Source organism: Kineosporia sp. NBRC 101731, from assembly GCF_030269305.1.
Taxonomy (GTDB): domain Bacteria; phylum Actinomycetota; class Actinomycetes; order Actinomycetales; family Kineosporiaceae; genus Kineosporia.
This window is the reverse complement of sequence record NZ_BSTC01000007.1, coordinates 296,510-320,296: the sequence shown is the minus strand read 5'-3', so window position 1 is coordinate 320,296 and position 23,787 is coordinate 296,510. Positions and strand designations below refer to the sequence as shown.

Genomic DNA, 23,787 nt, shown 5'->3' with positions numbered 1-23,787 from the left:
CGTGCGCGATACGCCCCCGCACCCAGGCGGTGCCGTGTGTGCGAAGGCGGAGATCCATGGCGGTCACCGTAGAGCCAATGGTCCCGGACTTTCAAGCCGCGGCATCTTGGGCACAGCGGTGTTTCGTGTCGGTAAATTTCCGTATGCCAATCATTTCCGTCCCCCGGAGGGGGTACGGGACCTACGCCCCTGGATTGAGCCGAGCGGCCGGTGCGATAAAAACAGGCAGCAGACGCGGGAAAGGGCATCTCATGCGAATCATCATCATCGGCGCGGGAATCGGCGGCGCCAGTGCGGGCATCGCCCTGCAGCGGCTCGGTCACGAGGTCGAGATCTACGAGCAGGTCACGGAGAACAAGCCGGTCGGAGCCGCGATCTCGGTGTGGTCGAACGGGGTGAAGGCCCTGAACCACCTGGGACTCGCCGCGCAGACCGCGGCCCTGGGCGGGCGGATGGACCACATGTCCTACCGGGACGGGCTCACCGGAGAGACGATGTGCCGGTTCCCCCTCGACCCGATCACCGAGCAGATGGGGCAGCGGCCCTACCCGGTGGCCCGGGCCGATCTGCAGGCGATGCTGATGGAGGCCTTCGGCCTGGACCGGATCCGGTTCGGCATGCGGCTGGAGAGCATCTCCCAGGAGCCCGGATCGGTCACGGCCACGTTCGCGGACGGCTCCCGGGCCACCGGCGACCTGCTGATCGGTGCCGACGGTGCGAAATCCCGCACGCGAGCCTACGTTCTCGGCACCGAGCTGGAGCGCCGGTATGCGGGGTACGTGAACTTCAACGGTCTGGTCGACATCGACCCGCAGATCGGTCCGGCTGATCAGTGGACGACGTATGTGGCCGACGGGCAGCGCGTCTCGGTGATGCCGATCGCCGGGGGCCGCTTCTACTTCTTCTTCGACGTGATCGAGCCGCAGGGGCTGGCCTACCGGCGGGCCGATGCCCGCGAGGTGCTGTCGAAGCACTTCGCCGGCTGGGCGCCCGGGGTGCAGCGGCTGATCGCGAACCTCGACCCGATGACCACGAACCGGGTCGAGGTGTTCGACATCGACCCGTTCCACACCTGGGTGAAGGGCCGGGTCGCGCTGCTGGGCGACGCCGCGCACAACACCACCCCGGACATCGGCCAGGGTGGCTGCTCGGCGCTGGAAGACACGATCATGCTGGAGCGGGTGCTGGCCACCACCACGCTAGGTGTCGAGGACAGCCTGCGGCGTTACCAGGACTCCCGCACGCAGCGGGCCGGTGAGCTGGTGCTCTCGGCCCGGCGCCGGGCCGACGTCACGCACGCCAAGGACCCCGAGGTCACCCGCGCCTGGTACGAGGAGCTGCGCACCGAGGACGGCACGAACGTCATCCGGGGCATCATGGCCAACATGGTCGGCAACCCCCTGGGCTGACCCCCAAACCCGGTCGTGATCATGCAGAGTGTCCCCGGGGACACTCTGCATGATCACGAAGGAATGGAACGCGGGCCCCGCCGGAGAACCAGAGGCCTGGATAGGCCTGGATAGGCCTGGATGAGGACTAGGCGGAGGCTCCGGGCTTGGTGTTCTGCTGCAGCACACCTGAGTCGTCGCGGATCACGGCGCCCTTCTGCACCAGGCTGGCCTCGAGGTTGTGGCCGTGGTGGGCACAGAACTGCAAGGTGCTACCACTGGGGAACAGGGCCGTGACGTACGCCTGCGCACCACAGGGCACCCGCGAGTTCGCGCTGCCGGAACCCTCGCGGATCGTGGTGGTGGTGGCGTCACAACGGTCGGCCGCCGTCAGGGCCGGGACGGTGTCGAAGGCAGACACCGGGGCCTGCATCTCGGGAGCGATGGCGGTCACAGGTAGTACCTCACTTCCTTCGGGTGATCGGGACGTCCGGCCTCAGGTTCGGGGCCCGGCGTGACGATCACCGTGTCGACACGTGCTGGTCAGCACAGACTGTCACCTTCATCGGCAGGCGCGCTGACCATTGCAGTCGACCATGCCGCCGTTCGGGGTGCTTGTGCACGTCAATGAGGCGTACTTCACCCGATGAGGCGGAGTGGGCCTGTGGCGCACCTCACGGTCTACCCCTCGGTTCCCGATAACGCAGTGGGTCAGCTAACTTCCAGGAAGTCATTCCTCACCGCGGAGGCCCCTTCCCGCGAGAGGACACCTCATGCGCAACCTCGCTCCCGCTGCGCGTGGCGCCGCCGCGCTCACCGTTCCCCTGCTGCTCGGGGTCTGGACCGGCGGGACCACCCTGGCCGTGATCGCGGCCGTCGGCGCGCTGTGGGGCGTGGGCCAGGACGGCGGTGACCCGTACTGGTCCCGGACGCGGCGGCTGGCCTGGCTGGGCGGGTTCGCCGCCCTCGGCCTGCTGGCCGGTGAGCTCGCGCTGCGCACCGGGCACGGGCCGGTGGTCACGGTCGCGCTCGTGGCGGCCGGTTTCGTCTCGGGTCTGGTCAGTCCTTTCGGACGCGTGGCCTCGGTGGCGGGGATGCATTTCCTTCTCGGGACGGTCATCGGCAGCGGCATCCCGGTGCCGGGCCCGTGGTGGCACGCGCCGCTGGCGTTGCTCGGGGGGACCCTGCTGGTGCTCGTGCTGTCGGCCTTCCCGTGGCTGTGGTCGCGGTACGAGATCGAACGCGCGGCCGTGCGGGCGGTCTACGCCACCGCCTCCCGCGCGCTGGAGACCGCGGGCACCCCGGCCGCCGAGGACGCCCGCCGGCAGGTGGCCGACGCCCTCGACCACGCCCACGCGGTGATGGCCCCGCACCTGGCGCGGGGCAGTCGGTCAGGACCGCAGACCCCGGCGGGGCGGCTGGTCCGCGCCTTCCACCTCGCCGTACCGCTCGGCGAGGCGGTGACCACCCTGCTGTGGGAGGGCCGGGCGCTGACGGAGGCCGTGACCAGCGCCCCCCTGCGCATGGAGCAACGGCTCTTCGCCCGGGGCGACCACCCGCTCGCGCCCACCCCGCACTTCGCCCCCGGCTCCCCCGGCGAGCAGGCCCTGGCCGACGTGTGCGTGGCCAGTGGCGCCGGGCCGGTGCCGGACGTGCCGTTACAGCCACCGGCCCGGAGCTGGTCGACCCGGGCCGCGCACCTGCGCTACGCGCTCCTCCTGGCCCTGTGTGTGCTGATCGCCCAGCTGGCGGCCCTGGCTCTCGAGGGCCCGCGCGGCTACTGGCTGCCGATGACCGTGGCGTTCGTCTACAAGCCCGACTTCGGCCCGGTCTTCCGCCGGTCCCTGCACCGCTGCCTGGGAACGGTCGCCGGGGTGGCCGCGATCGGTGCGATCACCCTGGTCACCGACGACCGCTACGCCCTGATCGCGGCGGTGGCGGGGTTCGGCGCGGTAATGGCCGTCGGCGTGCGGCAGCACTACGCGATCGCCACGACGGGGCTGACCGGTGTGGTCTTCGTGCTGCTCGACATGCTGGGCGACCACCGCGCCCTCTACTGGCCTCGCATTCTCGACACGGCGCTGGCCGTGCTGGTGGTGCTGGCCGTGCACTTCCTGCTGTGGCCCCGCTCGGCCGCCGATCGGGCCCAGGCCCGCACCGCCGACGCGGTGGCCGCCGCGCAGCGCTACCGCGACCTGGCGCCCGGCGCCGTCCCGGCGCAGCGTCACGCGCTGCGGCGCGCCGCCTACCAGCACCTCGGCGAGGCCCGCCGGGCCGCCGGGCAGGTGCGTCAGGAACCTTCCCGGGGCGGGCGTCCAACGCCCGACTGGGAGCAGGCCATCACCGAGGCCGAGCAGCTGTGCGACGCGGTCACCGCACAGGCAGTGAAGCAGAAGACGTAGGCACGTAGCTGCGCATCCACGCGTCGAACCGATCGGCCGGCAGCGGCCGCGAGATGCCGAACCCCTGGGCGATGTCGCAGCCGACACCGGCCAGGACGCACCGGGTCGCATCGTCCTCGACCCCTTCGGCGACGATGCTGAGCCCCAGGTTGTGACCGAGCTCGACGATGCTGCGCACGATCATGGCGTCCGTGGCGTCCGTGGCCAGGGCGGTCACGAACGACCGGTCGATCTTCAGCTCGTGCACCGGAAGATGACGCAGCTGGCCGATGCTCGTGTAACCGGTGCCGAAGTCGTCGATGGACAGTCCGATCCCCATCCCGGCCAGGTCATTGAGCACGTGCAGGGCGCGCTGCGGGTCGGTCATGATCGCCGATTCGGTGACCTCCAGTTCCAGCAGGGCCGCGCTCACCCCGTTACCGGCCAGCAGGTCCGCGATCTGGCCGGGCAGTTCGTCGTTGAGCAGGTTGCGGGCCGAGAGATTGACCGCGACGCGCACCGGGGTGCCGGCCTGCTGCCAGGTGCGCGCCTGCATCAGGGCGGCGTCCAGCACGTAGCGGGTCAGGGGGTGGATCAGGCCGGTCTGCTCGGCGATCGGGATGAACCGGTCCGGGGGCACGAAGCCGAGTTCCGGATGGTTCCAGCGCACCAGCGCCTCGGCCCCGACCAGTGCCCCGGAACCGATGTCGATCTTGGGCTGGTAGTGCAGGACCAGCTCCCCGCGGCTGATCCCGCGGCGCAGGTCGCTCAGCAGCACGAGCTTGTGCGACGACTTCTCGTCGGCCGCCTGCTCGTGCACGAGTACCGGATGCCCCTGCGCCTTGGCCGTCTCCATCGCGATGTAGGCGTTGCGCAACAGGGTGTCCGGATCGTCGCCGGGCCGCCCGGAGGTCGCGAGCGCCATGGTGGCCTCCACGTCGATCTCGACCTCCCCCACGGCGAAACCCTCGTCCAGGACGGCGTGCAGCCGGGCGGCGACCTCCAGGCCCGCCTCGTCGGCGGTGACGTCGGTGAGCAGGACCACGAACTCGTCGCCGCCGAGATGGGCGACCACATCCTCCTCGCGAACGGCCGCCCGCAGGCGGGCACCGACCCGGGCCAGGATCTGGTCGCCCTCGAGATGCCCCAGGGTGGTGTTGACGTCCTTGAAGTGGTTGAGGTCGATGAGCAGCACCGTGATCAGCCCGTTCTCCCGGGCGAGGGCGTCGGCCATCCGCGCGGTGAGCACGGTGCGGTTGGGCAACCCGCTGATGTGGTCGTGCTGCGACCGGTACACCGCGCCGGCCCGCTCGGCGTCCAGCTGACGCCGGTGCCCCCGGGAGATCCAGCTCAGCACGCCCGCCAGGACGAAGCCGAGCAGGATGACGACCGGGGTCAGGTGCCGCTCCCGCTGCTCCAGTGCGCGGAGGTGGGCCAGCGCCTGGTCGGCGCGCCGGTGCTGGGCCTGGGCGGCCGTCGTCATGACGGAGTTGAGGCGGTCGAACCACAGGTCGATGTCCGCGTCGCGGTCGACGATCAGGTCCGGTGACCGTTCCGCCGCGTCGAACAGACGGGTCACCGCCGTCTGGTAGGCCTGGTTCTCGTGGCGGACCTGGTCGATGGCCCGCTGGAGAGATCCGCCACTGATCCGGTCCAGGGCGTCCAGAGCGGTCTGGAAGGTCTGCGCGGCCTGGTCATAGGCGGCCCGGGAGCCCGGCGTGGGATTGAGCTGGAAGTCTCGGGCCAGGGACTGCTGGGCCGCCAGGGCCGTCACCGTGGCGTCGTAGGCCGTCGACCGGTCGACGGCCGAGGTGGCCTGCTGGACGGCCGTGTTCGTGGTCTCCGACGACCACAGCACGAACGCCGCGACGGCTCCCGCGACCGCGACCAGAGCGGCCACGGCTCCACGACCCCGCCGGACCTGACGGCGATCGGCCGGCCTCCGGGCGGGATCCGCCGCGGTGGCGTGGGCAGGTTCCTGCGGCACTCCTGCGGCATCGACCCCGGTTCCGTCGACCTTGAGCCGATCTTCAGGCGGGGCTGACCCCTTGCACGGTCAGTTACCGCAGCCGCGCGGCGTGGGCCGGCGGGTCGTCGTACCGCTCGGCCACCAGGGCGATTCCGGTGATCAGATCGACCGGTTCCCTTCCCCTTCCCTTCGATCACGGAGAAGGAGGTGTTTCGCTGGGGGCGGTAAGGGCTTGGCGGTGGTGCGGGCGCTGGGACAGGACCCCTGCTGTGAGCACCACGATCAGCCCGGCCACCGGCACCACCAGGAGTCCGGCCCGCAGACTGGTGGCGTCGGCGACCGCGCCGACCACCGGCGGCGACAGCAGGAAGCCCAGGCGCATGAGCCAGGAGACTACGGTGAGACCGGTGCCCGGGCGCAGGCCCGGTAGTTCGTCGGCCTCGTGCATGGCCGCGGGCACCAGCGTCGCGACGCCGAAACCGGCCGCGGCGAAGCCCAGTACAGTGCCCCAGACGCTCGGGAAAGCCAGGGCCAGGCCCATTCCGGCGGCGGCGAAGGCGCCTCCGGCCCGGGCGATGGTGCGCTGGCCGAAGCGGTCGACCAGGCGGTCGCCGAACAGCCGGCCGACGAACTGGGCACCGACCAACGCGATGTAGCCGAGGGCGGCGATCGCGGCCGGGGCGTCGAGGGAGTCACTGAGGTAGAGAGTGGCCCAGGAATTGCCCGAGTCCTCCACGACAGTGCCCGCCATGGCGATCAGCACCAGCGCGCCGACGGTCAGGGCCGTGGTCGGGCTGACCGGCGAGCGGCCCGCCGCGACGGCCGGCTGACCATCGGCCCTCTCCTGCACCGGCTCCAGCTCCGTCTCCGTCCCCGGCAGGCAGAAACGCCAGGCCAGCAGCGCGATCACGGCCAGCAGCACGGACGAGAGGACGAGGTGCGCGCCGCGCGGGAGACCCCGGGCGATCGCCGCGGCCGCCATCAGACCACCGGTCACCGCGCCGACCGACCAGATGGCGTGGAAGGAGTTGATGATCGAGCGGCCATAGCGCCGCTGCACGCGCAGGCCGTGCCCGTTCTGCGCGACGTCGGCGATCGCGTCCAGACTGCCGGCCACGAACAGGGCCAGGGCGAAGACGACGGTGACCGGGGCCAGACCCGCCGCGATCACGCCGACCCCGGTCAGCGCCATGCCCACCGCCGCCACCGATGCCGAACCGAACCGCCGCACCAGCAGGCCCGCCGCCGTCCCGGCGATCAGCGCGCCCATGGGAAAGGCCGCGACGGACAGGCCATAGGCCGCGTTGCTCATGCCGAGGTCGGTCTTGATCTGGGGATAGCGGGGAATGAGGTTGGCGAACATGGCCCCGTTGGTGAAGAAGAGCACGCCCACCGCCACCCGCGCACGGCGGACGTCCCGGTCCGGCAGCGCCGCCGTCATCTGTGTCATGCGTACGACCGTACACATGCCGGGACCGGCATGTACAGTCGTACACATGAACGTCCGGCGCCACGACCCCGAACGCCGTAGCCGCATCATCGACGCGTGTCTGGACGTGGTCGCCGAGGTCGGGGTGGCCGGGGTGTCACACCGCAAGATCGCCGCTGCCGCCGACGTCCCGCTCGGCTCGATGACCTATCACTTCGACGGCATCGACCAGATCCTGTACGAGGCCTTCACCCGTTTCGCGCAGGCCGCCAGCAGCCAGTTCGAGGCCCGGATGAGCGCGGCCGGCACCGCGCAGGAGGCCCGGCAGGCCGTCGCCGACCTGATCGTCACCGACACCCTCAGCACCCAGCGCGAACTGGTGCTGATGCAGGAGCTCTACACGCTCGCGGCCCGCATCCCCAGCTTCCGGAGCATCACCAGTGCCTGGATGGCCGCCAGCCGCGCAGCCCTGGAGATGCACTTCGACCCGGCCACGGCCCGCCTGCTGGACGCGACGATCGAGGGCCTGAGCCTGCACCGGGCGCTCGACACCGAACCCCATGACCCCCAGGTGGCGCTGGACGCCATCGACCGCATCCTGGCCACCGCCGACCGGAAGGCGCACCGACCGTGACCGACTACTTCGCCGGCGACCCCCGCACCCACCGCGAGCGCATGCTGGCCGGCGACCTGTACATCGCCGACGACTCCGGCAACGACGAGAGCGTGCGCATCCACGAACGGGCGGTACGGGTGCTGGAGACCTACCGCCTCCAGTGCACCGCCGGCGAGCACGCGGCGGCGCGTGCGACCCTGGCCTCGGTGCTGGGATCGGTGGGGGCCGGGGTCACGATCCGCCCGCCGCTGTTCGTCGACTACGGGGAGAACCTGCACGTGGGTGCGCGCACCTTCATCAACTACCAGCTCACCGCGCTCGACGTCGCGGCGATCACGATCGGCGAGGACTGCCAGATCGGGCCCGGGGTGCAGCTTCTGACGCCGACCCACCCGATCGAGCCCGGACCCCGCCGCGACAAGCTCGAGGCGGCGGCGCCCATCACGATCGGCGACAACGTCTGGCTGGGCGGCGGTGTCATCGTCTGCCCGGGCGTGAGCATCGGCGACAACTCGGTGATCGGCGCCGGTTCCGTGGTGACGAAAGACGTTCCGGCGAACGTCGTCGGTGTCGGCAACCCGGCCCGGGTCATCCGCGAGATCGGCTGACCCGGGCGGTTTGCGGCTCTACCCGGCGCGCAGCGCCGGGTAGTCGGGCAGGTGGGGCAGAGGGCTGGGCCGGGACACCAGCTTCTGCTCGGCCAGGTGCCGGATCCGCGGCGAGGCCGCGACCTGGTGCACCCTCTTCAGCACCTTCAGCCCGGCGCGCGACTTCGGGAACATCAGGCGGGGAATGCCGGGCGGGAAGCTCTGCACCTTGTCGGCCCACGGCCGCATCACCCGCTCGTACCCGGCGAACGCGGCGGCCGGACCGGAACCGGCGTAGCTCTCCCCCAGTTCCCCGGCGAGCACGTACGCACCGGCCAGAGCCAGGCTGGTACCCATCCCCGTCGGCCCCGACCCCCAGGCCGCGTCGCCCAGCGCCACGACCCGCCCGCGCGACCAGGACGGCAGGGTGACCTGGGCGAAGCGCTCGAGGTAGAACTCCTGCGGGTAGGCCTCGAAACCGTCCAGGATGCGTGGCGTCTTCCACCCCGCGTCGGCGAAATGAGCCCTCAGCACGTGCATCTGAGCCTCGAAGCCGATCGATTCCAACCCCAGGTCGGGGGCGAAGAACGCCAGGTTGGCCCGGCTGGTGCCCTTGTTGTCGGGACGCAGGGCGATCATCCGGCTGTTGGTGGAGGTCATCCAGTGCCACCAGTCGTCATCGTCGTCCGCGCGGTCGATGGTGCCGTAGGCGACGTACTCCCCCAGGTCGCGCCAGACGACGTCGTCACCGAAGACCAGCTTGCGGGTGCGCGAGCGCCGGCCCTCGGCGATGACCATCAGGTCGTACCGCTCGGTGCCGCCACTGGCCAGGACCACCTCCACGCCCTCCGGCGACTGCTCGACGGCGGTGACGTGATCGCCGTAGCGGTGAGGTATCTCGTTCTCGGTGAGGTCCAGCAGCAGCCGGGACAGGTCGCCGCGCAGGATCTCCATCTCGGCGGTCGACCCGTCCCGCCCGGCCTCGACCGGGAACTGCGCGTAGGAGCGGCCGGTGTGGTCGAGGAAGCGGGTGCCGCGCTCGCCGGTGTTCTGCTTCAGGACGGCCTCGGTCAGGCCCATCTGCTCGATGACGGCGCGCCCGGTGCTGCGGATGTCGAGGTTCTGCCCGGCGACGCGCATGCTCGGCGCACGTTCCAGAAGCGTGGGCGCGAACCCGGCGCGGTGAAGCGCCCAGGCCAGGGCGGGACCGGCGATACTGCCCCCGGAGATCAGGACGGTGGGGCTCTGGCTGTTCATGTCATCCGTTCCCGTTGGCTAATGACTTCATGGTGAAGTTACATGCTTCATGAAGTCTTGCACGTCGTAAAGTAGTCTACGAACATGAACGAGGAGGTCCCACCCTTTCCGGCGGTACTCGAACCCGGGCCCCGGCAGCAGGCACTCGACCTGCTGCGCACCTACGCCGGGGAGTACACCGAGCTGAGCCGCCGCTCGGCCCAGGCGCTGACTCTGCACGTCACCGACGTCAACGCCCTGGTCGAGGTGCTGTGGGCCGAGCGCCTGGGCGAGCCGCTCTCCCCCGTGCGCCTCGCCGAGCGCGTCGGGCTCACCTCCGGCGCCACGAACGCTCTGATCAATAGGCTGGAGGACGCCGGATACGTGGCCCGCAGCCGGGAGCACGCCGACCGGCGTCAGGTCACCCTGCGAGCCACCGCGCTGGCCCGCAGCCGTACCGCCGACTTCTACACGAGACCGGCCGCCGTGCTGGAGAAAGCCTTCGACACGCTGGAACCACAGACCCTCTCGGCGCTCATCGGCGCTCTGGACGTTCTGACCTGCGCCCTGCACGACATCAACCAAGAACTGCGCCCTGCCCCCCATTGATCCTTCACCGCTCGCCCGAGTGGCGTAAACGTGCCGCGTCGGAGAGAAAGGGAGTCTGCGCCGTCGCAGCACCACCCGATCCGGCGCCGGCAGTACACAACAGAGAGGGCCCTGATGACGCTCACCGACCCGCGGGCCGGCGTGCCGGCCGCTGCCCACGACCTGGTGGTCCTGCTCGACGACGACGGCACACCCGTCGGTGAGGCGGACCGGCTGACGGTGCACGACAGCGCCACCCCCCTGCACCTGGCCTTCTCACTGCACCTGCTGGACTCCCGGGGCCGGACCCTGGTGACCCGCCGCGCGCTGGCCAAGAAGACCTGGCCGGGGGTCTGGACCAACTCCTGCTGCGGCCACCCGCGTCCCGGTGAGGACGTCACCGCGGCCGTGGTGCGTCGCGCCGGTGAGGAACTGGGCCTCACGGTGACCGGTGTCCAGGTGGCGCTGCCCTCGTTCCGCTACCGCGCCGTCGACGCCGGTGGCGTGGTGGAGAACGAGCTGTGCCCGGTGCACGTCGCCCGGCTCGACGAATCCGCCGTCCCCGACCCCGACCCCGCCGAGGTCGCCGAGATCGCCTGGGTGCCCTGGCCCGACCTGTACGAGGCCGTGCGGCGCACCCCGTTCGCGTTCAGCCCGTGGCTGGTCCTGCAGGCCCAGGCCGTCGGACCCGACATCATGCGATACCTGACCACGGCCGCCGAGGAGACGTGTTGACGCTGGTCCCCGCCCGACCCTCTTCCCTCCACCAGACCCCCGACGGCCGGGCCGCACACCTTCACGCGGTGGAAGCCCTGCTCACCGAACGACTCGCCGACCTGGGCACCCAGTGGCGACGCGGCACCGCGACCAGCGACACGGTGCTCGGCGAGGACGACGTGCCGGAGCTGCTCACGACCCTGGTGATGTCCGGGGGCAAACGGCTACGCCCGCAGATGTGCTGGTGGGGCTGGGTGGCATCGGGTGGGCAGGACGACAGCCCCGAGCTCGTGCGCCTGTCGACGGCCCTGGAACTGCTGCACGCGTTCGGACTGGCCCAGGACGACGTGATGGACGAGTCCGCGGTGCGGCGCGGGGTGCCCACCGTGCACGTCCAGGCCGGGCGGCGGCACCACGGCGTGGGAGCCACCGGCGACGGCCGGCGTTACGGCGAGAGCATCGCCGTGCTGGCCGGGGATCTGGCCCATGTCGAAGCGGGGGCCCTGGTGTCCGGCCTACCGGCCCCGGTGCGCACCCTGTGGTGGCAGATGAGCGTCGAGCTGGTGCGCGGGCAGGCCCGTGACCTCAGCGCGGCCGCCCTGACCAGCCCCGACGACCCGATCGGCCAGGCCCTGGAGGTCGCCCACGCCAAGTCCGGCGCCTACACCATCCAGCGCCCCCTGCAGCTGGGCGCGACCCTGGGTGGCGCCGACCAGGACGTCGTGACGGCGCTGAGCCGCTACGGCCGCCTGCTCGGGGAGGCGTTCGCCCTGCGCGACGACCTGCTCGGTGTGTGGGGCGACCCCGACGTCACCGGCAAACCCAGCTCCGACGACCTCACCGCCGGCAAGGCAACCGTTCTGCTCGCTCTGGCCGAACAACGCTGCACCGGCCCCGCCCGCGCCGCCGTGGACCGCATGCGCGCCGGCTCCCACGACGGGAACGACGTCGAGATCGTACGGAAGGCGATGGAGAGCGCGGGGGTTCGCGATCTGGTCGAACAGCGCATCACCCGGGCCGTCACCGACGCCCACGCCGTCCTGCGCACCGCGCCCCTGCTACCTGCCGCCGTCGAGGGACTCGAGGCAGTGTCCGAGCGCATTGCCTGGCGGCGCCTGTGACGCGTACGCCACCCACCAGTTGTTGAGGTCGCCGTAGTTCGACGGTGGAAGAACGCCCTCCCCGCGCAGTACCGGCCCACCACTTCTCCCGAGCACGACCCTCCGGAGCTGACCACCGGTCCGACACCGCGATCGGTGCCGCACTGCGTCCCTACTCTACTTATTTAATAGAGATTACTAGAGATCATCGCAACTCGTTCAGCCTCAGGCGATGACGAACGCTCGAGAGAAGATCCGGAGTAGGTGGAGGGTTGTCGCGGGGCAGGGAACTGGTGAAGATGACGACGCGGTAGCCGAGGTGGGCGGTCACCAGGACCAGGCCGATGCCGGCGTTACCGCTGGTCGCCTCGACGACCGTGCCACCAGACGCCAGCGATCCGTCGGTCCCGGCGCGGCATCTCCACGGCGGCGCGGTCCTTCACACCGCCCCCGGAGTTCTGCCACTCGGCCTTGAAGTAGATCTGGGCGCGCAGGCCCGGGCGGTCAGGGGAAAGTCCGACGTCCTGAAGGCTCGGGGATCACCCCATCACACGGGAGCAGATGCGCGCCAAGGCCTTGAGCGTCGTGTACACATGGGACACCCGGTACCAAGTGTCCCATGTGTACACAACGCTCAAGGCCCATCATCCAGGGCTTGTGGTGGAAGGTGCTGCCGTAGCGAGGATGTGCCGGCACGCGACGGGACGCCCGGCAGGAAGACTCAGACCGGGTCGGTCAGGTACGCCGTGGCCGCGGTGGCCAGGTGGCCCGGGTCGTCGGCACCGCACAGCTCGCGGGCGGAGTGCATGGACAGGATCGGCACGCCGACGTCGACGGTACGGATGCCCAGGCGGGTCGACAGGATCGGGCCGACCGTCGATCCACAGGGAATGTTGTTGCGGGACACGAAGACCTGCGAGGGCACCGCGGCGTCGCGGCAGGCGCGCCGCCAGGCCGCCGCACCCGGGGCGTCGGTGGCGTAACGCTGGTTGGCGTTGACCTTCAGCAGCGGGCCGCCGTTGGGCACGCTCAGGTGCGAGGGGTCGTGGCGCTCCAGGTAGTTGGGGTGCGCGGCGTGGGAGACGTCGCACGACAGGGCCCGGGCGGCGGCGAAGACCTGGTCGCGGCTCCCGACTCCCCCGGCCAGATGCGTCAGGAGTCGTTCCAGCAGCGGGCCGGCCGCGCCGGTGGCACTCTCGCTGCCGATCTCCTCGTGATCGAAACCGACGAGAACCGGTGTGGTGGGCACGTTCTCGCGGGCCGCGGCGATCAGGGCGGTGACCCCGGCGTGCAGGGAGAGCTGGTTGTCCAGGCGCGGGGCGGCGAAGAGCTCCTCGTCGCGGCCGATCCGGGCCGGTGGGGTGAGGTCGTGCACGACCAGGTCGTGGGCCGCGATCTGCGAGGCGTCGACCCCGGTCTCGGAGGCCAGGAACTCCAGCAGATCGCCCTCGCGGGCGGCGCCCAGACCCCAGATCGGCAGCAGATGACGCTGGGGGTCGAGTTTGAGGCCCTGGTTCACCTCCCGGTCCAGGTGGATGGCCAGCTGGGGCACGCGCAGCAGCGGGCGGGCGACGTTCACCGGCACCACGGTGCCGTCGTAGAGCGCCAGCCGGCCCGCCAGTCCGAGGTCGCGGTCCAGCCACGAGTTCCACAGGGCCCCGCCGTATACCTCGACGCCGACCTGCCGCCACCCGGCGGCCCCGGTGTCGGGGCGCGGCTTGACCTTCAGGGTCGGGGAGTCGGTGTGGGCGGCGAAGATGCGGAGCGGGGCCCGGCGCACGCCGTGCTCACCGGTGAACCAGGCCAGCACCGTGCCGTCGCGCACCAAGTAGCGCCCGCCCGGTGAGTCGTCCCAGTCCTGCGTCTCGACCTGTTCGGTGAATCCCGCCGCGCCCAGGCGCCGCACCGATTCGGCCACGGCGTGGTACGGGGTCGGTGATGCGGAGACGAAGGCGGCCAGATCGAGCACGGGTTCCATAGGTCCAGGATATTTGGCCGCCGGCCGGTACTCGCGCCGACCCTCGCCGCACCTCGCCGTCAGCCGCGGGTTCCAGCGTCCACCGGGAGAACCAGGCGTTTAGGTTAGGCTCACCAATACTGTGAAGAACTCCGAACAACGGTCCGCCGACCCTCGTGATCGAGCCGGCCGAGCTCTGCTGCGCCGCTCCCTTCTCGACCAGAAACGCCGCCTGGCACTGGCCTCCGCGCTCTCGACCGGGCACCAGGCCTGTGAGGCGGCGGTGCCGTTACTGGTCGGCCTGATCATCGACCGCGCGGTGACGACCGGCGACACCGGGCAGCTCGTGCTCTGGCTGGCGGTGCTGCTCGTGACCTTCGCGATCCTGTCGGTGTGCGGGCGGCTGGGGTTCCAGATCGGGTTCGGCGCCAGCGTCGAGGCCGCCCGGGCGCTACGCGTCGACGTGGCCCGGCGCACCCTCGACAGCCGGGGCACCGCCGACGGAACGATGCTGCCTGGCGCGACGGTGAACATCGCGACCTCCGACGTGCGCCGCGCCACGGCCGTGCACTACCAGGTGACCCAGGGACTGGCCGCGGCCGTCGGTGTGGTGTTCGCGAGCGTGGTGCTGCTGACGGTGTCGCTGCCGCTGGGCGCGCTGGTGATGATCGGCGCCCCGTTGCTCCTGCTGGCGGTGCGGGCCATCAGTTCCCCGCTGGAGCAGCGCAGTTCGGTGCAGCAGGAGCAGGCCGCCCGGGCCGCCGGCGTGGCCACCGACCTGGTGCGTGGCGTGCGGGTGATCAAGGGCCTGCGCGCGGAACGGGCCGGCAGCCAGCGCTACCGCGTCACCAGCCGGCAGGCTCTGGCCGCGAGTGTGCACAACGCCCGCACCGAGGCCGGTTTCAAGGCGGCCGTGATCGCGCTGAACGGCGGTTTCCTGGCGCTGGTGGCCCTGGTCGGCGGGCGACTGGCCGCCGACGGGTCGATCACCGTGGGCCAGCTGGTCTCGGCCGTGGGCCTGGCCCAGTTCCTGCTCGAGCCGCTGTCCGGCTTCGGCGGGGTGATCGCGACCGTCGCGGCCGGGCGGGCCTCCGCGGTCCGGATCGCGGCCCTGCTCGAATCCCCGCCGGCTGTCGTGGGCGGTGAGGCCGGGCCCGGGCCGGCCGGTCGCATCGCGCTGAACGGGGTGCACGGGCCGGGTCTGGCGGGGGTCGACCTGGAGATCGTGCCCGGCCAGATCACCGGGGTACTCACCACCTCCCCCGAGGCCGCGTCGTCACTGCGCCGCTACCTGGGGCGTGAGCTCGACCCCGAGCACGGCGAGATCACCCTCGACGGCGTCACCCTGCGCGACCTGGCCCCCCAGCGGCTGCGGGAGGCGGTGCTCGTCTGCCCGCACGAACCCGACCTGTTCACCGGCACGCTCGCCGAGAACGTGCTGGCCGGGCAGCCCGGGGCGAACACCGAGGCGGTCAAGCACGCCCTGAGCGCAGCCGGCGCCGACCAGGTGGCCGAGACGCTGCCCGGCGGGCTGGAGGCGACCGTCTCCGAACGCGGCCGTTCGCTGTCCGGCGGCCAGCGCCAGCGCGTCGCCCTGGCCCGCGCCCTGCTGCGTGACCCGGGTGTGCTGGTCCTGCACGACCCCACCACGGCCGTCGACACCGTGACCGAGTCGGCGCTCGCGCAGGGTCTGCGGGAGATCCGGGCCGGTCGCACCACCGTGCTGCTCACGTCCAGTCCCGCGCTGCTCGCCGGCGCCGACCGGGTGCTGATGCTGCACGAGGGCGTGATCGTGGCCGACGGCCCGCACGCCGACCTGATGAGTGGCCACCCCGCGTACCAGGAGGCGGTGCTGGCATGACCACCACACTTCCCGTCAGCTCGCCCCGCCGCAGCCGTCAGGCCGTGCTGCGGCAACTGCGCGCGCACCGGGGCCCGGCGCTGCTGGGTGCCGGTTCCCTGGTCGCCTCGGCCGCCGTCAGCCTGCTCACGGCCCCGCTGCTGGGTGACATCGTCGACCTCGCGGCCCGCGGTGACACCGGCCCGATCACCCGGCGCGTGCTCGCCCTGGCCGGCGCCGCGCTGGTGCAGGCGCTGCTCGCCTGGGTCGGCCTGGCCGCGGTCGCGCGGGTCGGCGAGCAGGTGCTGGCCGGTCTGCGGGAGGCGTTCGTCGAGCACGCGCTGGGCCTGCCGCTGGAACGCATCGAGCGTGGCGGCTCCGGCGACCTGACCTCCCGGGTCACCGAAGACGTGGCGATGGTCAGCGAGGCCGTGCGCACCGCGGTGCCGCAGTTCGTGCAGGCGGCCCTGGTGATCGCCCTGACCGCGGTGGGCCTGGCCGTCCTGGACTGGCGTTTCCTGCTGGCCGCCCTGGTCGCCGTGCCGGTGCAGGTCTGGACCAGCCGCTGGTACATGCGCCGCTCGGGGCCGATGTACGCGCGCGCCCGGACCGCCGGCGCCGCCGAGCAGCAGCAGTGGCTGGAGAGTCTGGGCGGGGCACCCACCGTGCGGGCCTTCGGTCTGGCCGACGAGCACGTCGAGCTGGTGCGTCGCCGGGTCGACGACAGCCTGAACCAGACGCTCGGCGTGGTGCGGCTGCACATGAGCTTCTTCAGCCGGCTGAATCTGGCCGAGGCGATGGGACTCTCGACCGTACTGGTGACCGGCTTCGTGCTGGTGCGCGAAGACCTGGCGAGCGTGGGTACCGCCAGCGCCGCCGCCCTGTACTTCGTGAACCTGTTCGGCCCGATCAACCGCATGCTGTTCCTGCTCGACACCCTGCAGTCGGCCACCGCGAGCCTGGCGCGCATCGTCGGCGTGACGCAGGTGCCCACCGACGGCACCACCACCGACGGCACCACCACCGACGGCACCACCTCCGCGGTGCCCGCCGGCGGCGTGCGTCCGCGCGACGGTGAGGTGGTCGCGAGCGGGCTGCGTCACGCCTACGTCGAGGGCCACGACGTGCTGCACGGTCTCGACGTCACCGTCCCGGCCGGTAGCACGGTCGCCCTGGTCGGCGGCAGTGGTGGCGGCAAGAGCACCCTGGCCGCGTTGCTGGCCGGGGTCCGGCGCCCCGATCACGGCCGTATCAGCATCGGTGGGGCGGACCTGACCGGGCTCGACCCGGCCACGATGCGCGCGTCCGTCGTTCTGGTGACCCAGGAGGTGCACGTCTTCGCGGGCACACTGGCGGACGATCTACGTCTGGCGGCCCCCGACGCCGACGAGCAGAGACTGATGGACGCACTGACGGACGTCGGCGCGGACACCTGGGTCAGTGCCCTCCCGGACGGTCTGGAGACCGTGGTCGGTGAGGGTGGGCACGAACTCGGCCCGCAGCAGGCGCAAGCGCTCGCCCTGGCCCGGGTGCTGCTGACCGATCCACTGGTGGCCATCCTCGACGAGGCCACCGCCGAGGCCGGCAGCGCCGGTTCCCGGGCCCTGGAGACCGCCGCCGAGCGGGTGCTGGCCGGGCGCACCGGAGTGCTCGTGGCCCACCGGTTCTCGCAGGCGGCCCTGGCCGACCTGGTCCTGGTGATGGACGAGGGCCGGGTGGTCGAGCAGGGCCGCCACGACGAACTGATCGCCGCGGGTGGCCGTTACGCCGGGCTGTGGGCGGCCTGGTCGGCGGGACGGACCACGGCGTAGGGGCGGCTTACCGGCGGCTCAGCGCCGGCGCGCCACCGTCAGCGACACCAGGTACTGGCCGCCACCCGCGTCCACCCCGCCGGTGACCGGCAGGCCGGGGGCCAGGCGGGAGAAACGGTCCTCGAGCCAGGCGGCGGTCCTGGTGGCCTCGGCCTCGTCGGGGCAGCGGGCCACGATCTCGCGGCCACCCTTACGGTGCAGACGCTCGGCGACCGCGATCAGCGGGGCCGGCTCGATGATCAGGGGGCCTTCGGGCCAGGGGATCACCGGTGTGTTCGCGCCCTTCTTGCTGTTGCAGGCGCGGTGGGCGAGCCGCTCCGCCCCGGCGAAGTCCCGGCCGACCTTGGCCCGCGGCTTGGCCGTGCGGGCATCGACGCTGGGCCCCCGGTCGTCGTTCACCGAGGCGTTCGGATCCACCGGCTCGTCGCACACCCAGCAGCGCCAGCCGTCCTGGTCGCCGACGTCCTCGAGTTGACTCATGAACCGGACCCTAGCGGTCGGGTGGCCGTCACTGTTCCGGCGGATACCGCGGTGGCGCCCGTGGTGCTAGGACCGGACGACCTGGCGCAGGCACACGGCTGAACTTCCGGCAGAGCCGGAAATTCTCACCTCGTTTCCCGAAACCCTTTGTACTCTGTGGCTTCCCGACCTTGACCGGTGCTTTCGAGATCCCCCGTCCCCGGGGCGAAACCCCAACCGGTCCGATCCAGGAGCATTCCGTGACAGCTGCCGCCTACGAGAGCGACCTCCCGCGCCCGAGCGGTCTGCCCCAGCGCGCCCGGCGGGCCGCGGGCACCGTGCTGGGACGGCGCCGCCCGATGGTCGACACCGGGATCGAGGAGTACGCGCAGGCGCACTCCAGCCCGGAGTCATCCGTCCTGGCCGCGGTCGCCGCCGACACCCGGCGTCTGAGCGACCGCCCGTTCATGATGTCCGACGCCCCGCAGGCCCATCTGCTGGCCACCCTGGTGCACCTGGGTCAGGCCCGGAACGTGCTGGAGATCGGCACCTTCACCGGCTACTCGGCCCTGGCGATGGCCGCGGCGCTGCCCGACGGCGGCCGGATCACCACCTGCGAGATCGACACCGGCAACGCCGCGATCGCCGCGGGCCACTTCGCCGCCTCACCGCACGCCGACCGCATCGACCTGCGCGTGGGCCCGGCCCTGCCCACCGTGCGCGACCTGCCCGGCCCGTTCGACCTGGTCTTCATCGACGCCGACAAGACCGGCTACGTGCGCTACTTCGAGGCGGTCCTGCCCAAACTCAGCCCGCACGGCGTGATCGCCGTGGACAACACGCTGCACAGCGGACTGGCCCCCCAGGACCAGGAGGAACGCGTGATGGTGCGCGCCCTGCACGAGTTCAACACCCTGCTACGGCACGACCGCCGGGTCGAGCAGGTGATGCTGACCGTCCGCGACGGCATCACCCTGATCCGGCTGGCCGCGGAGGAAAACGGCTCTCCCCGAACGGGACCTTGACGCCCTTGCAGCCGTATGAGAATGGCGCATTAGCCTGCCGGAGTGGTTACCCGGTCCTGAGCATCTGAGCCCCTCCCGGTCGTGAAATGCCCCCGCCCCCGGCCGAGAGACGTCGTGCAAGCACAGCGGCTCTCGGGGATAGGGACGGATGACGACCACCACGGCGCGTTATGCACTGATCAGCGTGATGGTGACCATGGGCCTGCTGGTCGGCCTGGTCGGCACGGCCGCGACCGGATCGGCAGCCGCCCGCGCGGCGGTGACTTTCGGGGCGAGCAGTACCCTGGCCGCCCCGCCGGCGGCGCCGTCGTGCCTCAGCGGCGCCGACACCTGTGCAAGCAGCGACCCCGACGTGGCCCTGGCCTGGTCCAGCGCCGTCAGCACGGCCGGCTGCCGCTTCCGCCTGACCATCGCCTGGGGCGACGGCAAGGCACCGCAGACCGTGAACCTCTCCGGGGCCGCGGCCGGCCAGGTCTGGCCGGTCACGCACACCTACCCGGGCCGGGTGTCGGCCCGGCACCCGTACCGGATCAGCGCCCTGGCCACGGTGGTCAGCGACGCCCAGGCCCGTGGCTGCAGCATCGAGTCGGCCGCCACCACGTTCACCCTGCTGTGCACCGGCAAGCAGCTCAGCGGCGCGTCCTGGAACCCGCGTTTCCCCGGCGGCAACCGTGACGTCACCGCCCTCAACGACACGTTCCGGCCCGGCGTTGAGGCGTTCATCGACGCCATGACCGATGCCGGCATCACCGTCTCGCCGCAGTCGACGATGCGCTCGCCGCAGCGCTCGTACCTGATGCACTTCAGCTACCTGGTCAGCAAGCGGCAGATCGCGCCCCAGGACGTGCCGGCCTACGTGCCGGTGGCGGGTGAGAAGGCGGCCCGGGTCTGCTGGCTGCACCGCACCGCGAGCGGCCGGCCCGACACCACCGCCTCCGTCTCGGCCGCCGCGAACCTGCTGCGCGCCCTCGGCGTCGACTCCACGCTGCGCACCGCCCCGGCCCTGCACAGCCGCCACAACACCGGAGACGCGATCGACATGCGAACCCAGTGGTCGGCGTCCACCATCAAGATCAAGAACGCCGACGGCAAGATCGTGAAGATCACCACGAAGCCCCAGGACAGCACCAACGCCCAGCTGATCGCCGTCGGCGCCACCTACGGCGTGCGCCATTTCAGTCCGGCCACCGTCGATCGCAACCACTGGTCGAGCGACGGACACTGATGTACGACGGCTACCCGGTAGCCGTCGTACATCAGCGGGGAAGATCCGTGCGGCGTATCCGCACGGATCTTCCCCGGTCCGGTCAGTTCCCCAGAGCGAAACTCGGGTGGGGCGGCTGGTTGTAGGCGGTGTTCTGCCAGGCCACCGCCTCGCGGTACATCCGGTCCTGCATCAGGGACACGTGGGAGATGCTGGTTGAGTCGGTGGTGGAGAAGATCCGCAGAGCCGTGCCGGCGGTGGTCGGCCAGATCACTTCCTCACGCCAGTCGCCGAGGATGTCGGCCTGCAGGGCCGGTACGGCCTTGGTGCCGTTGATCGAGGTGACGCCGTCGGCCGTCAGCAGGCGGGTGTCGGCGCTGGTGCCGTACTTGTCGATGTGGTTGCTGTCCAGCAGTTCCCGCTGGGCGTCGCCGTCCCACCAGATGACGAAGTTGGTACTGGAGGGCTTGCGGCCGATGTTCGTTCCGCTGGTGCTGAACAGACCGCTGACGCCCGACGACCAGGACTCGGCGCCCGCGCTGCCGGCGTAGATGTCGTCGGAGACCCCCCGGCCGTTGTCGCACCCGCACGAGGCGTTCGACCAGATGATCGCCCCGGTGCGGGCATCGGCCATCCAGGCCGCGAGTTTCGAGGTGTCCTCGTCCACCTTGAACATTTCCAGGCCGGCGCGGGAGGGGATCAGGTCGCCGACGTGGTAAGCGTCGCCGTGCCCTTGGCCGTTGACCCACAGACCTGAGCCGTTGTCGTCGACGGCCATGGCCCCGTAGAGGATCTCGTCCTTCCCGTCGGAGTCCACATCGGCGATCGACAGCTGGTGGTTGCCCTGCCCGGTCCAGGCCGAGCCGTTGGTGGAGGAGTTACTGTCGAACGTCCACTTCCGGGTCAGCACCCCGCCCCGGAAGTCCCAGGCCGCGATGACGCTGCGGGTGTAGTAGCCGCGGGCCATCACGATGCTGGGGTAAGAACCGTTGAGGTAGGCCGTGCCGGCCAGGAACCGGTCGACCCGGTTGCCGTACGAGTCGCCCCACGAGGAGACCGTGCCCCGCGCCGGCACGTAGTCGGCCGTGGCCAGGGCTTTTCCGGTCGGCCCGCTGAACACGGTGAGGTACTCGGGGCCGGTCAGGATGTAGCCGGAGCTGTTGCGGTAGTCGGCGCTGGAGCTGCCGATCACCACCCCGGTGCCGTCCTTGGTGGCGTCGGCCGTCTTCATCACTACCTCGGCCTTGCCGTCACCGTCGTAGTCGAACACCTGGAACTGCGTGTAGTGCGCTCCGGCGCGGATGTTCCGGCCCATGTCGATGCGCCACAGCCGGGTGCCGTTGAGCTCGTAGGCATCGATGAAGACGTTGCCGGTGTAACCGCTCTGGGAGTTGTCCTTGGCGTTGGACGGGTCCCACTTGAGCACGATCTCGTAGGCGCCGTCACCGTCCAGGTCGCCGACGGACGCGTCCCCGGGCGCGTAGGTGTAGGCCACTCCGTCCGGGGTGGTCCCGCCGGCGGGTTTGCTGAGCGGTATGTCCATGGACGAGGCGGCCAGCGCGGTCGCCGAGGCGCCGGGTGCGTTCACCAGCGTTGCGACGCCGTCACTCACGGCCCGCACGGTGTACGAGGCCCCGGCGGGTGCATCGGCGTCGGTGAAGTTGGTGCCGGCGGTGACGGGCTGGTCGTTGACCTTGACCGAGCCCCGGTAGACGTCGAAGGCAGGGCCGGCCGGGTCGGCCTGATCAGTGGGCAGCAAGCGCCAGGACAGGAAGTTGCCCTGCCCGGAGCGAAGCACCACCAGGCCCCGGTCGAGCTTCTCACCGGATGTCGGGGCTGCGGCGGAAGAGACTGCCGCGGTGTGGGTCTGAACGGTCTCGGCGCGGGCCGAGCGGGTGCCCAGCCCGACGATCAGAACGCTCAGGACGAGGATCAGCAGGCGGTGCTGACGCAGCGATGTGGACGGACTCATGGCAGGCTCCCACGTGGTCAGGGGAACGGGCCCGAAATCCGCGGCCGGTGCCGGACGGCGCGGAACGACCCGCTCGCTGTGAGATCGGAAACGACCTCACTGTCACGAGCGCCCCGTCGTTCCGTCAACGACGAGGCGCCCGGCGTGAGGCTGCCGGAATCGGTCAGCGGACACGGGCCGTGCGGGGGACGGCTCAGGTCACCTCGGGCCGGTGCCCGCCGAGTTCGTGAACTGCTCTCGGGAAAATAGTTTCCCGGTTCTTCGACCTGTTGAAGCGGCACATCGCGGGAACGGCCCGATGCGGGTGGCGCTCACGGATAATCCTCATGAGCGCAGATTTCGAGGCTACCTCGGCCCGGCTGTCGTGACAATGACCGACAGCACCGACCATGTCCGCACTTCGGCCGGGAAAGTATTTTCCCGGCCGTCCTTCAGTCGTCGTCGCCGAAGGCGGTCACCGCCGCGTAATAGACCACGGCGATCGACCGGCAGGTGGCCCGCAGCGGGTTGAGCGAGCCGTAGGCATAGTTGCAGTTGGTGTAAAGGTTCTGCTTGAAGGCCGCGTCGCAGGTGGCCTTGTGATCACCGGGAACCTCGTAGCACATGTCGTGGGTGGCGCACGGCCCGCGGAAGTCGGCACTGGCCCAGGAATCCGGCGAGCTGGTGCAGTAGTCGTGCAGGCTGCCCAGTTCCGGGTCGTACACGTAGCGGGCCGGGACCGACACGAAGGCCGCGGCCCGGAGAATACTCGGGGGCGCGGCACCGGTCGTGGCCCCGACCGGTGCGTAGTCCGAGAAGATGACGGTCGCGGGCACCGCGTCCCCCTCGTCCACCGTGACCGTCTGGATCAGGTCGGTGCCGTCGATCCGGTAGGTCGTCGGCAGGAACGCGCCGTCCTCGGCCACCGTGTAGGGCTCGTCGTAGGCGCCCACCACGGTCCCGTCGGCGTCCTCCACCAGCACCCCGTTGGAGAACTCGCCGCCCTCGGCGACCTTCGGGTCCAACGGACGCAGGCGTCCACCATCGGGAACCTCGGCGGCAATGGAGAAGGAATACGTTCCGGGCTCGGTGATCTCGGCGGGTGTGAGTGCCGTGGTGGCGACGGACGACACGATGGTGATCGATTCCGCCGCCGCACTCGCAGAAGTCGGTGACCAGGCCATCACCGCCACACCGAGAATCCCGCCGATGAAGCCCAACCTGATATGCGCCGCTGCCTTCATGGCCTGGTCACACTCCTGATTATTTGTGAATGCGTTGCGGTTAAATGGTTTTCATAGAACAGAGCCACGTTCTTCCGGCGACCAAGGGAATTTAACCGGTGACATCAATATGCGTCAACAAATAGCGGACCCGCTCGGGGCAAATTCCGCCACCTCCGGTCAACCTTTCGGCCGGTGCACGAAAGGGCGAGAAATTACGCGTGGTCTCTTCCACGGCGTGGCCGGGCGAGGCATACGTTGCTGAGCATGATGAGTTCCCGCTTGCGATTCCCTGTCGCCGCAACG

At 70.9% G+C, this 23,787-nt stretch carries 19 protein-coding genes; 11 read left to right on the top strand and 8 right to left on the bottom strand.

Features of this window, described 5'->3' with window-relative positions; genetic code table 11:
- The first annotated feature begins 251 nt into the window (after window positions 1–251).
- Entirely contained in the window at window positions 252–1,409 is a 1,158-nt protein-coding gene (hpxO, locus tag QSK05_RS21460) for an FAD-dependent urate hydroxylase HpxO (RefSeq protein WP_285599064.1), read from the top strand.
- A 127-nt stretch (window positions 1,410–1,536) separates the two neighbouring features.
- On the opposite strand, the gene QSK05_RS21455 is transcribed toward hpxO, so the two are convergent.
- Window positions 1,537–1,842, bottom strand: coding sequence for a DUF7455 domain-containing protein (locus QSK05_RS21455; protein ID WP_285599063.1), 306 nt, complete (start codon window positions 1,840–1,842; stop codon window positions 1,537–1,539).
- Window positions 1,843–2,161: 319 nt separating this feature from the next.
- Here QSK05_RS21455 and QSK05_RS21450 point away from each other — a divergent pair, with 319 nt between their 5' ends.
- Window positions 2,162–3,790, top strand: a complete 1,629-nt coding sequence (locus QSK05_RS21450) for an FUSC family protein (protein ID WP_285599062.1) — start codon at window positions 2,162–2,164, stop codon at window positions 3,788–3,790.
- On the opposite strand, the gene QSK05_RS21445 is transcribed toward QSK05_RS21450, so the two are convergent.
- Together QSK05_RS21445 and QSK05_RS21440 are read right to left on the bottom strand one after the other, a co-directional pair.
- Window positions 3,759–5,756 (bottom strand): putative bifunctional diguanylate cyclase/phosphodiesterase, encoded by a 1,998-nt coding sequence (locus tag QSK05_RS21445; RefSeq protein WP_285599061.1) that lies wholly within the window; start codon window positions 5,754–5,756, stop codon window positions 3,759–3,761. The two genes, QSK05_RS21450 and QSK05_RS21445, sit on opposite strands and share 32 nt — an antisense overlap.
- A gap of 175 nt (window positions 5,757–5,931) precedes the next feature.
- Window positions 5,932–7,188, bottom strand: coding sequence for an MFS transporter (locus QSK05_RS21440; RefSeq protein WP_285599060.1), 1,257 nt, complete (start codon window positions 7,186–7,188; stop codon window positions 5,932–5,934).
- A gap of 46 nt (window positions 7,189–7,234) precedes the next feature.
- Here QSK05_RS21440 and QSK05_RS21435 point away from each other — a divergent pair, with 46 nt between their 5' ends.
- Together QSK05_RS21435 and QSK05_RS21430 are read left to right on the top strand one after the other, a co-directional pair.
- Window positions 7,235–7,801, top strand: a complete 567-nt coding sequence (locus QSK05_RS21435; RefSeq protein ID WP_285599059.1) for a TetR/AcrR family transcriptional regulator — start codon at window positions 7,235–7,237, stop codon at window positions 7,799–7,801.
- A gap of 41 nt (window positions 7,802–7,842) precedes the next feature.
- On the top strand, window positions 7,843–8,391 hold the full coding sequence (locus QSK05_RS21430; RefSeq protein WP_352302126.1) for a sugar O-acetyltransferase: 549 nt from the start codon (window positions 7,843–7,845) through the stop codon (window positions 8,389–8,391).
- 18 nt (window positions 8,392–8,409) lie between these two features.
- Here QSK05_RS21430 and QSK05_RS21425 read toward each other — a convergent pair whose 3' ends face one another.
- Complete coding sequence (locus QSK05_RS21425; RefSeq protein WP_285599057.1) at window positions 8,410–9,627, bottom strand: FAD-dependent monooxygenase; 1,218 nt, start codon at window positions 9,625–9,627, stop codon at window positions 8,410–8,412.
- An 84-nt stretch (window positions 9,628–9,711) separates the two neighbouring features.
- Here QSK05_RS21425 and QSK05_RS21420 point away from each other — a divergent pair, with 84 nt between their 5' ends.
- From QSK05_RS21420 to QSK05_RS21410, 3 genes are all read left to right on the top strand, one after another.
- On the top strand, window positions 9,712–10,215 hold the full coding sequence (locus tag QSK05_RS21420) for a MarR family winged helix-turn-helix transcriptional regulator (RefSeq protein WP_285599056.1): 504 nt from the start codon (window positions 9,712–9,714) through the stop codon (window positions 10,213–10,215).
- Between the two features lie 114 nt (window positions 10,216–10,329).
- On the top strand, window positions 10,330–10,929 hold the full coding sequence (gene idi / locus QSK05_RS21415; RefSeq protein WP_285599055.1) for an isopentenyl-diphosphate Delta-isomerase: 600 nt from the start codon (window positions 10,330–10,332) through the stop codon (window positions 10,927–10,929).
- On the top strand, window positions 10,926–12,032 hold the full coding sequence (locus tag QSK05_RS21410; RefSeq protein WP_285599054.1) for a polyprenyl synthetase family protein: 1,107 nt from the start codon (window positions 10,926–10,928) through the stop codon (window positions 12,030–12,032). Before idi ends, QSK05_RS21410 begins: the two co-directional genes overlap by 4 nt.
- Before the next feature lie 700 nt (window positions 12,033–12,732).
- Here the strand turns inward: QSK05_RS21410 and QSK05_RS21405 are convergent.
- Window positions 12,733–13,989 carry a M18 family aminopeptidase gene (locus QSK05_RS21405; RefSeq protein WP_285599053.1) on the bottom strand — a complete coding sequence of 419 codons (1,257 nt, stop codon included), beginning with the start codon at window positions 13,987–13,989 and terminating at the stop codon, window positions 12,733–12,735.
- 121 nt (window positions 13,990–14,110) lie between these two features.
- Here QSK05_RS21405 and QSK05_RS21400 point away from each other — a divergent pair, with 121 nt between their 5' ends.
- Both QSK05_RS21400 and QSK05_RS21395 read left to right on the top strand, forming a co-directional pair.
- Entirely contained in the window at window positions 14,111–15,829 is a 1,719-nt protein-coding gene (locus QSK05_RS21400) for an ABC transporter ATP-binding protein (protein WP_285599052.1), read from the top strand.
- On the top strand, window positions 15,826–17,619 hold the full coding sequence (locus tag QSK05_RS21395) for an ABC transporter ATP-binding protein (protein WP_285599051.1): 1,794 nt from the start codon (window positions 15,826–15,828) through the stop codon (window positions 17,617–17,619). The genes QSK05_RS21400 and QSK05_RS21395 overlap by 4 nt, the downstream gene beginning before the upstream one ends.
- Before the next feature lie 18 nt (window positions 17,620–17,637).
- Here QSK05_RS21395 and QSK05_RS21390 read toward each other — a convergent pair whose 3' ends face one another.
- On the bottom strand, window positions 17,638–18,099 hold the full coding sequence (locus QSK05_RS21390; protein WP_285599050.1) for a hypothetical protein: 462 nt from the start codon (window positions 18,097–18,099) through the stop codon (window positions 17,638–17,640).
- Between the two features lie 239 nt (window positions 18,100–18,338).
- Here QSK05_RS21390 and QSK05_RS21385 point away from each other — a divergent pair, with 239 nt between their 5' ends.
- On the top strand, window positions 18,339–19,103 hold the full coding sequence (locus tag QSK05_RS21385; protein WP_285599049.1) for an O-methyltransferase: 765 nt from the start codon (window positions 18,339–18,341) through the stop codon (window positions 19,101–19,103).
- Window positions 19,104–19,251: 148 nt separating this feature from the next.
- Window positions 19,252–20,328, top strand: coding sequence for a hypothetical protein (locus tag QSK05_RS21380; RefSeq protein WP_285599048.1), 1,077 nt, complete (start codon window positions 19,252–19,254; stop codon window positions 20,326–20,328).
- An 82-nt stretch (window positions 20,329–20,410) separates the two neighbouring features.
- On the opposite strand, the gene QSK05_RS21375 is transcribed toward QSK05_RS21380, so the two are convergent.
- A complete protein-coding gene (locus QSK05_RS21375) occupies window positions 20,411–22,279 on the bottom strand; it encodes a rhamnogalacturonan lyase (protein ID WP_285599047.1) in 1,869 nt (622 codons plus the stop codon).
- 431 nt (window positions 22,280–22,710) lie between these two features.
- The gene (locus tag QSK05_RS21370; protein WP_285599046.1) at window positions 22,711–23,502 is read right to left on the bottom strand and encodes a phospholipase A2; all 792 of its coding nucleotides are present in this window, start codon (window positions 23,500–23,502) and stop codon (window positions 22,711–22,713) included.
- Window positions 23,503–23,787 lie beyond the last annotated feature (285 nt).

Bases quoted from the DNA above. Each gene is read 5' to 3' on its own strand.
- QSK05_RS21450 (WP_285599062.1), top strand. From the start codon at position 2,162: ATGCGCAACCTCGCTCCCGCTGCGCGTGGCGCCGCCGCGCTCACCGTT.
- QSK05_RS21430 (WP_352302126.1), top strand. From the start codon at position 7,843: ATGCTGGCCGGCGACCTGTACATCGCCGACGACTCCGGCAACGACGAG.
- idi (WP_285599055.1), top strand. From the start codon at position 10,330: ATGACGCTCACCGACCCGCGGGCCGGCGTGCCGGCCGCTGCCCACGAC.
- QSK05_RS21390 (WP_285599050.1), bottom strand. From the start codon at position 18,099: ATGAGTCAACTCGAGGACGTCGGCGACCAGGACGGCTGGCGCTGCTGG.
- QSK05_RS21395 (WP_285599051.1), top strand. From the start codon at position 15,826: ATGACCACCACACTTCCCGTCAGCTCGCCCCGCCGCAGCCGTCAGGCC.
- QSK05_RS21435 (WP_285599059.1), top strand. From the start codon at position 7,235: ATGAACGTCCGGCGCCACGACCCCGAACGCCGTAGCCGCATCATCGAC.
- hpxO (WP_285599064.1), top strand. From the start codon at position 252: ATGCGAATCATCATCATCGGCGCGGGAATCGGCGGCGCCAGTGCGGGC.
- QSK05_RS21440 (WP_285599060.1), bottom strand. From the start codon at position 7,188: ATGACACAGATGACGGCGGCGCTGCCGGACCGGGACGTCCGCCGTGCG.
- QSK05_RS21380 (WP_285599048.1), top strand. From the start codon at position 19,252: ATGACGACCACCACGGCGCGTTATGCACTGATCAGCGTGATGGTGACC.
- QSK05_RS21405 (WP_285599053.1), bottom strand. From the start codon at position 13,989: ATGGAACCCGTGCTCGATCTGGCCGCCTTCGTCTCCGCATCACCGACC.
- QSK05_RS21370 (WP_285599046.1), bottom strand. From the start codon at position 23,502: ATGAAGGCAGCGGCGCATATCAGGTTGGGCTTCATCGGCGGGATTCTC.
- QSK05_RS21375 (WP_285599047.1), bottom strand. From the start codon at position 22,279: ATGAGTCCGTCCACATCGCTGCGTCAGCACCGCCTGCTGATCCTCGTC.
- QSK05_RS21425 (WP_285599057.1), bottom strand. From the start codon at position 9,627: ATGAACAGCCAGAGCCCCACCGTCCTGATCTCCGGGGGCAGTATCGCC.
- QSK05_RS21420 (WP_285599056.1), top strand. From the start codon at position 9,712: ATGAACGAGGAGGTCCCACCCTTTCCGGCGGTACTCGAACCCGGGCCC.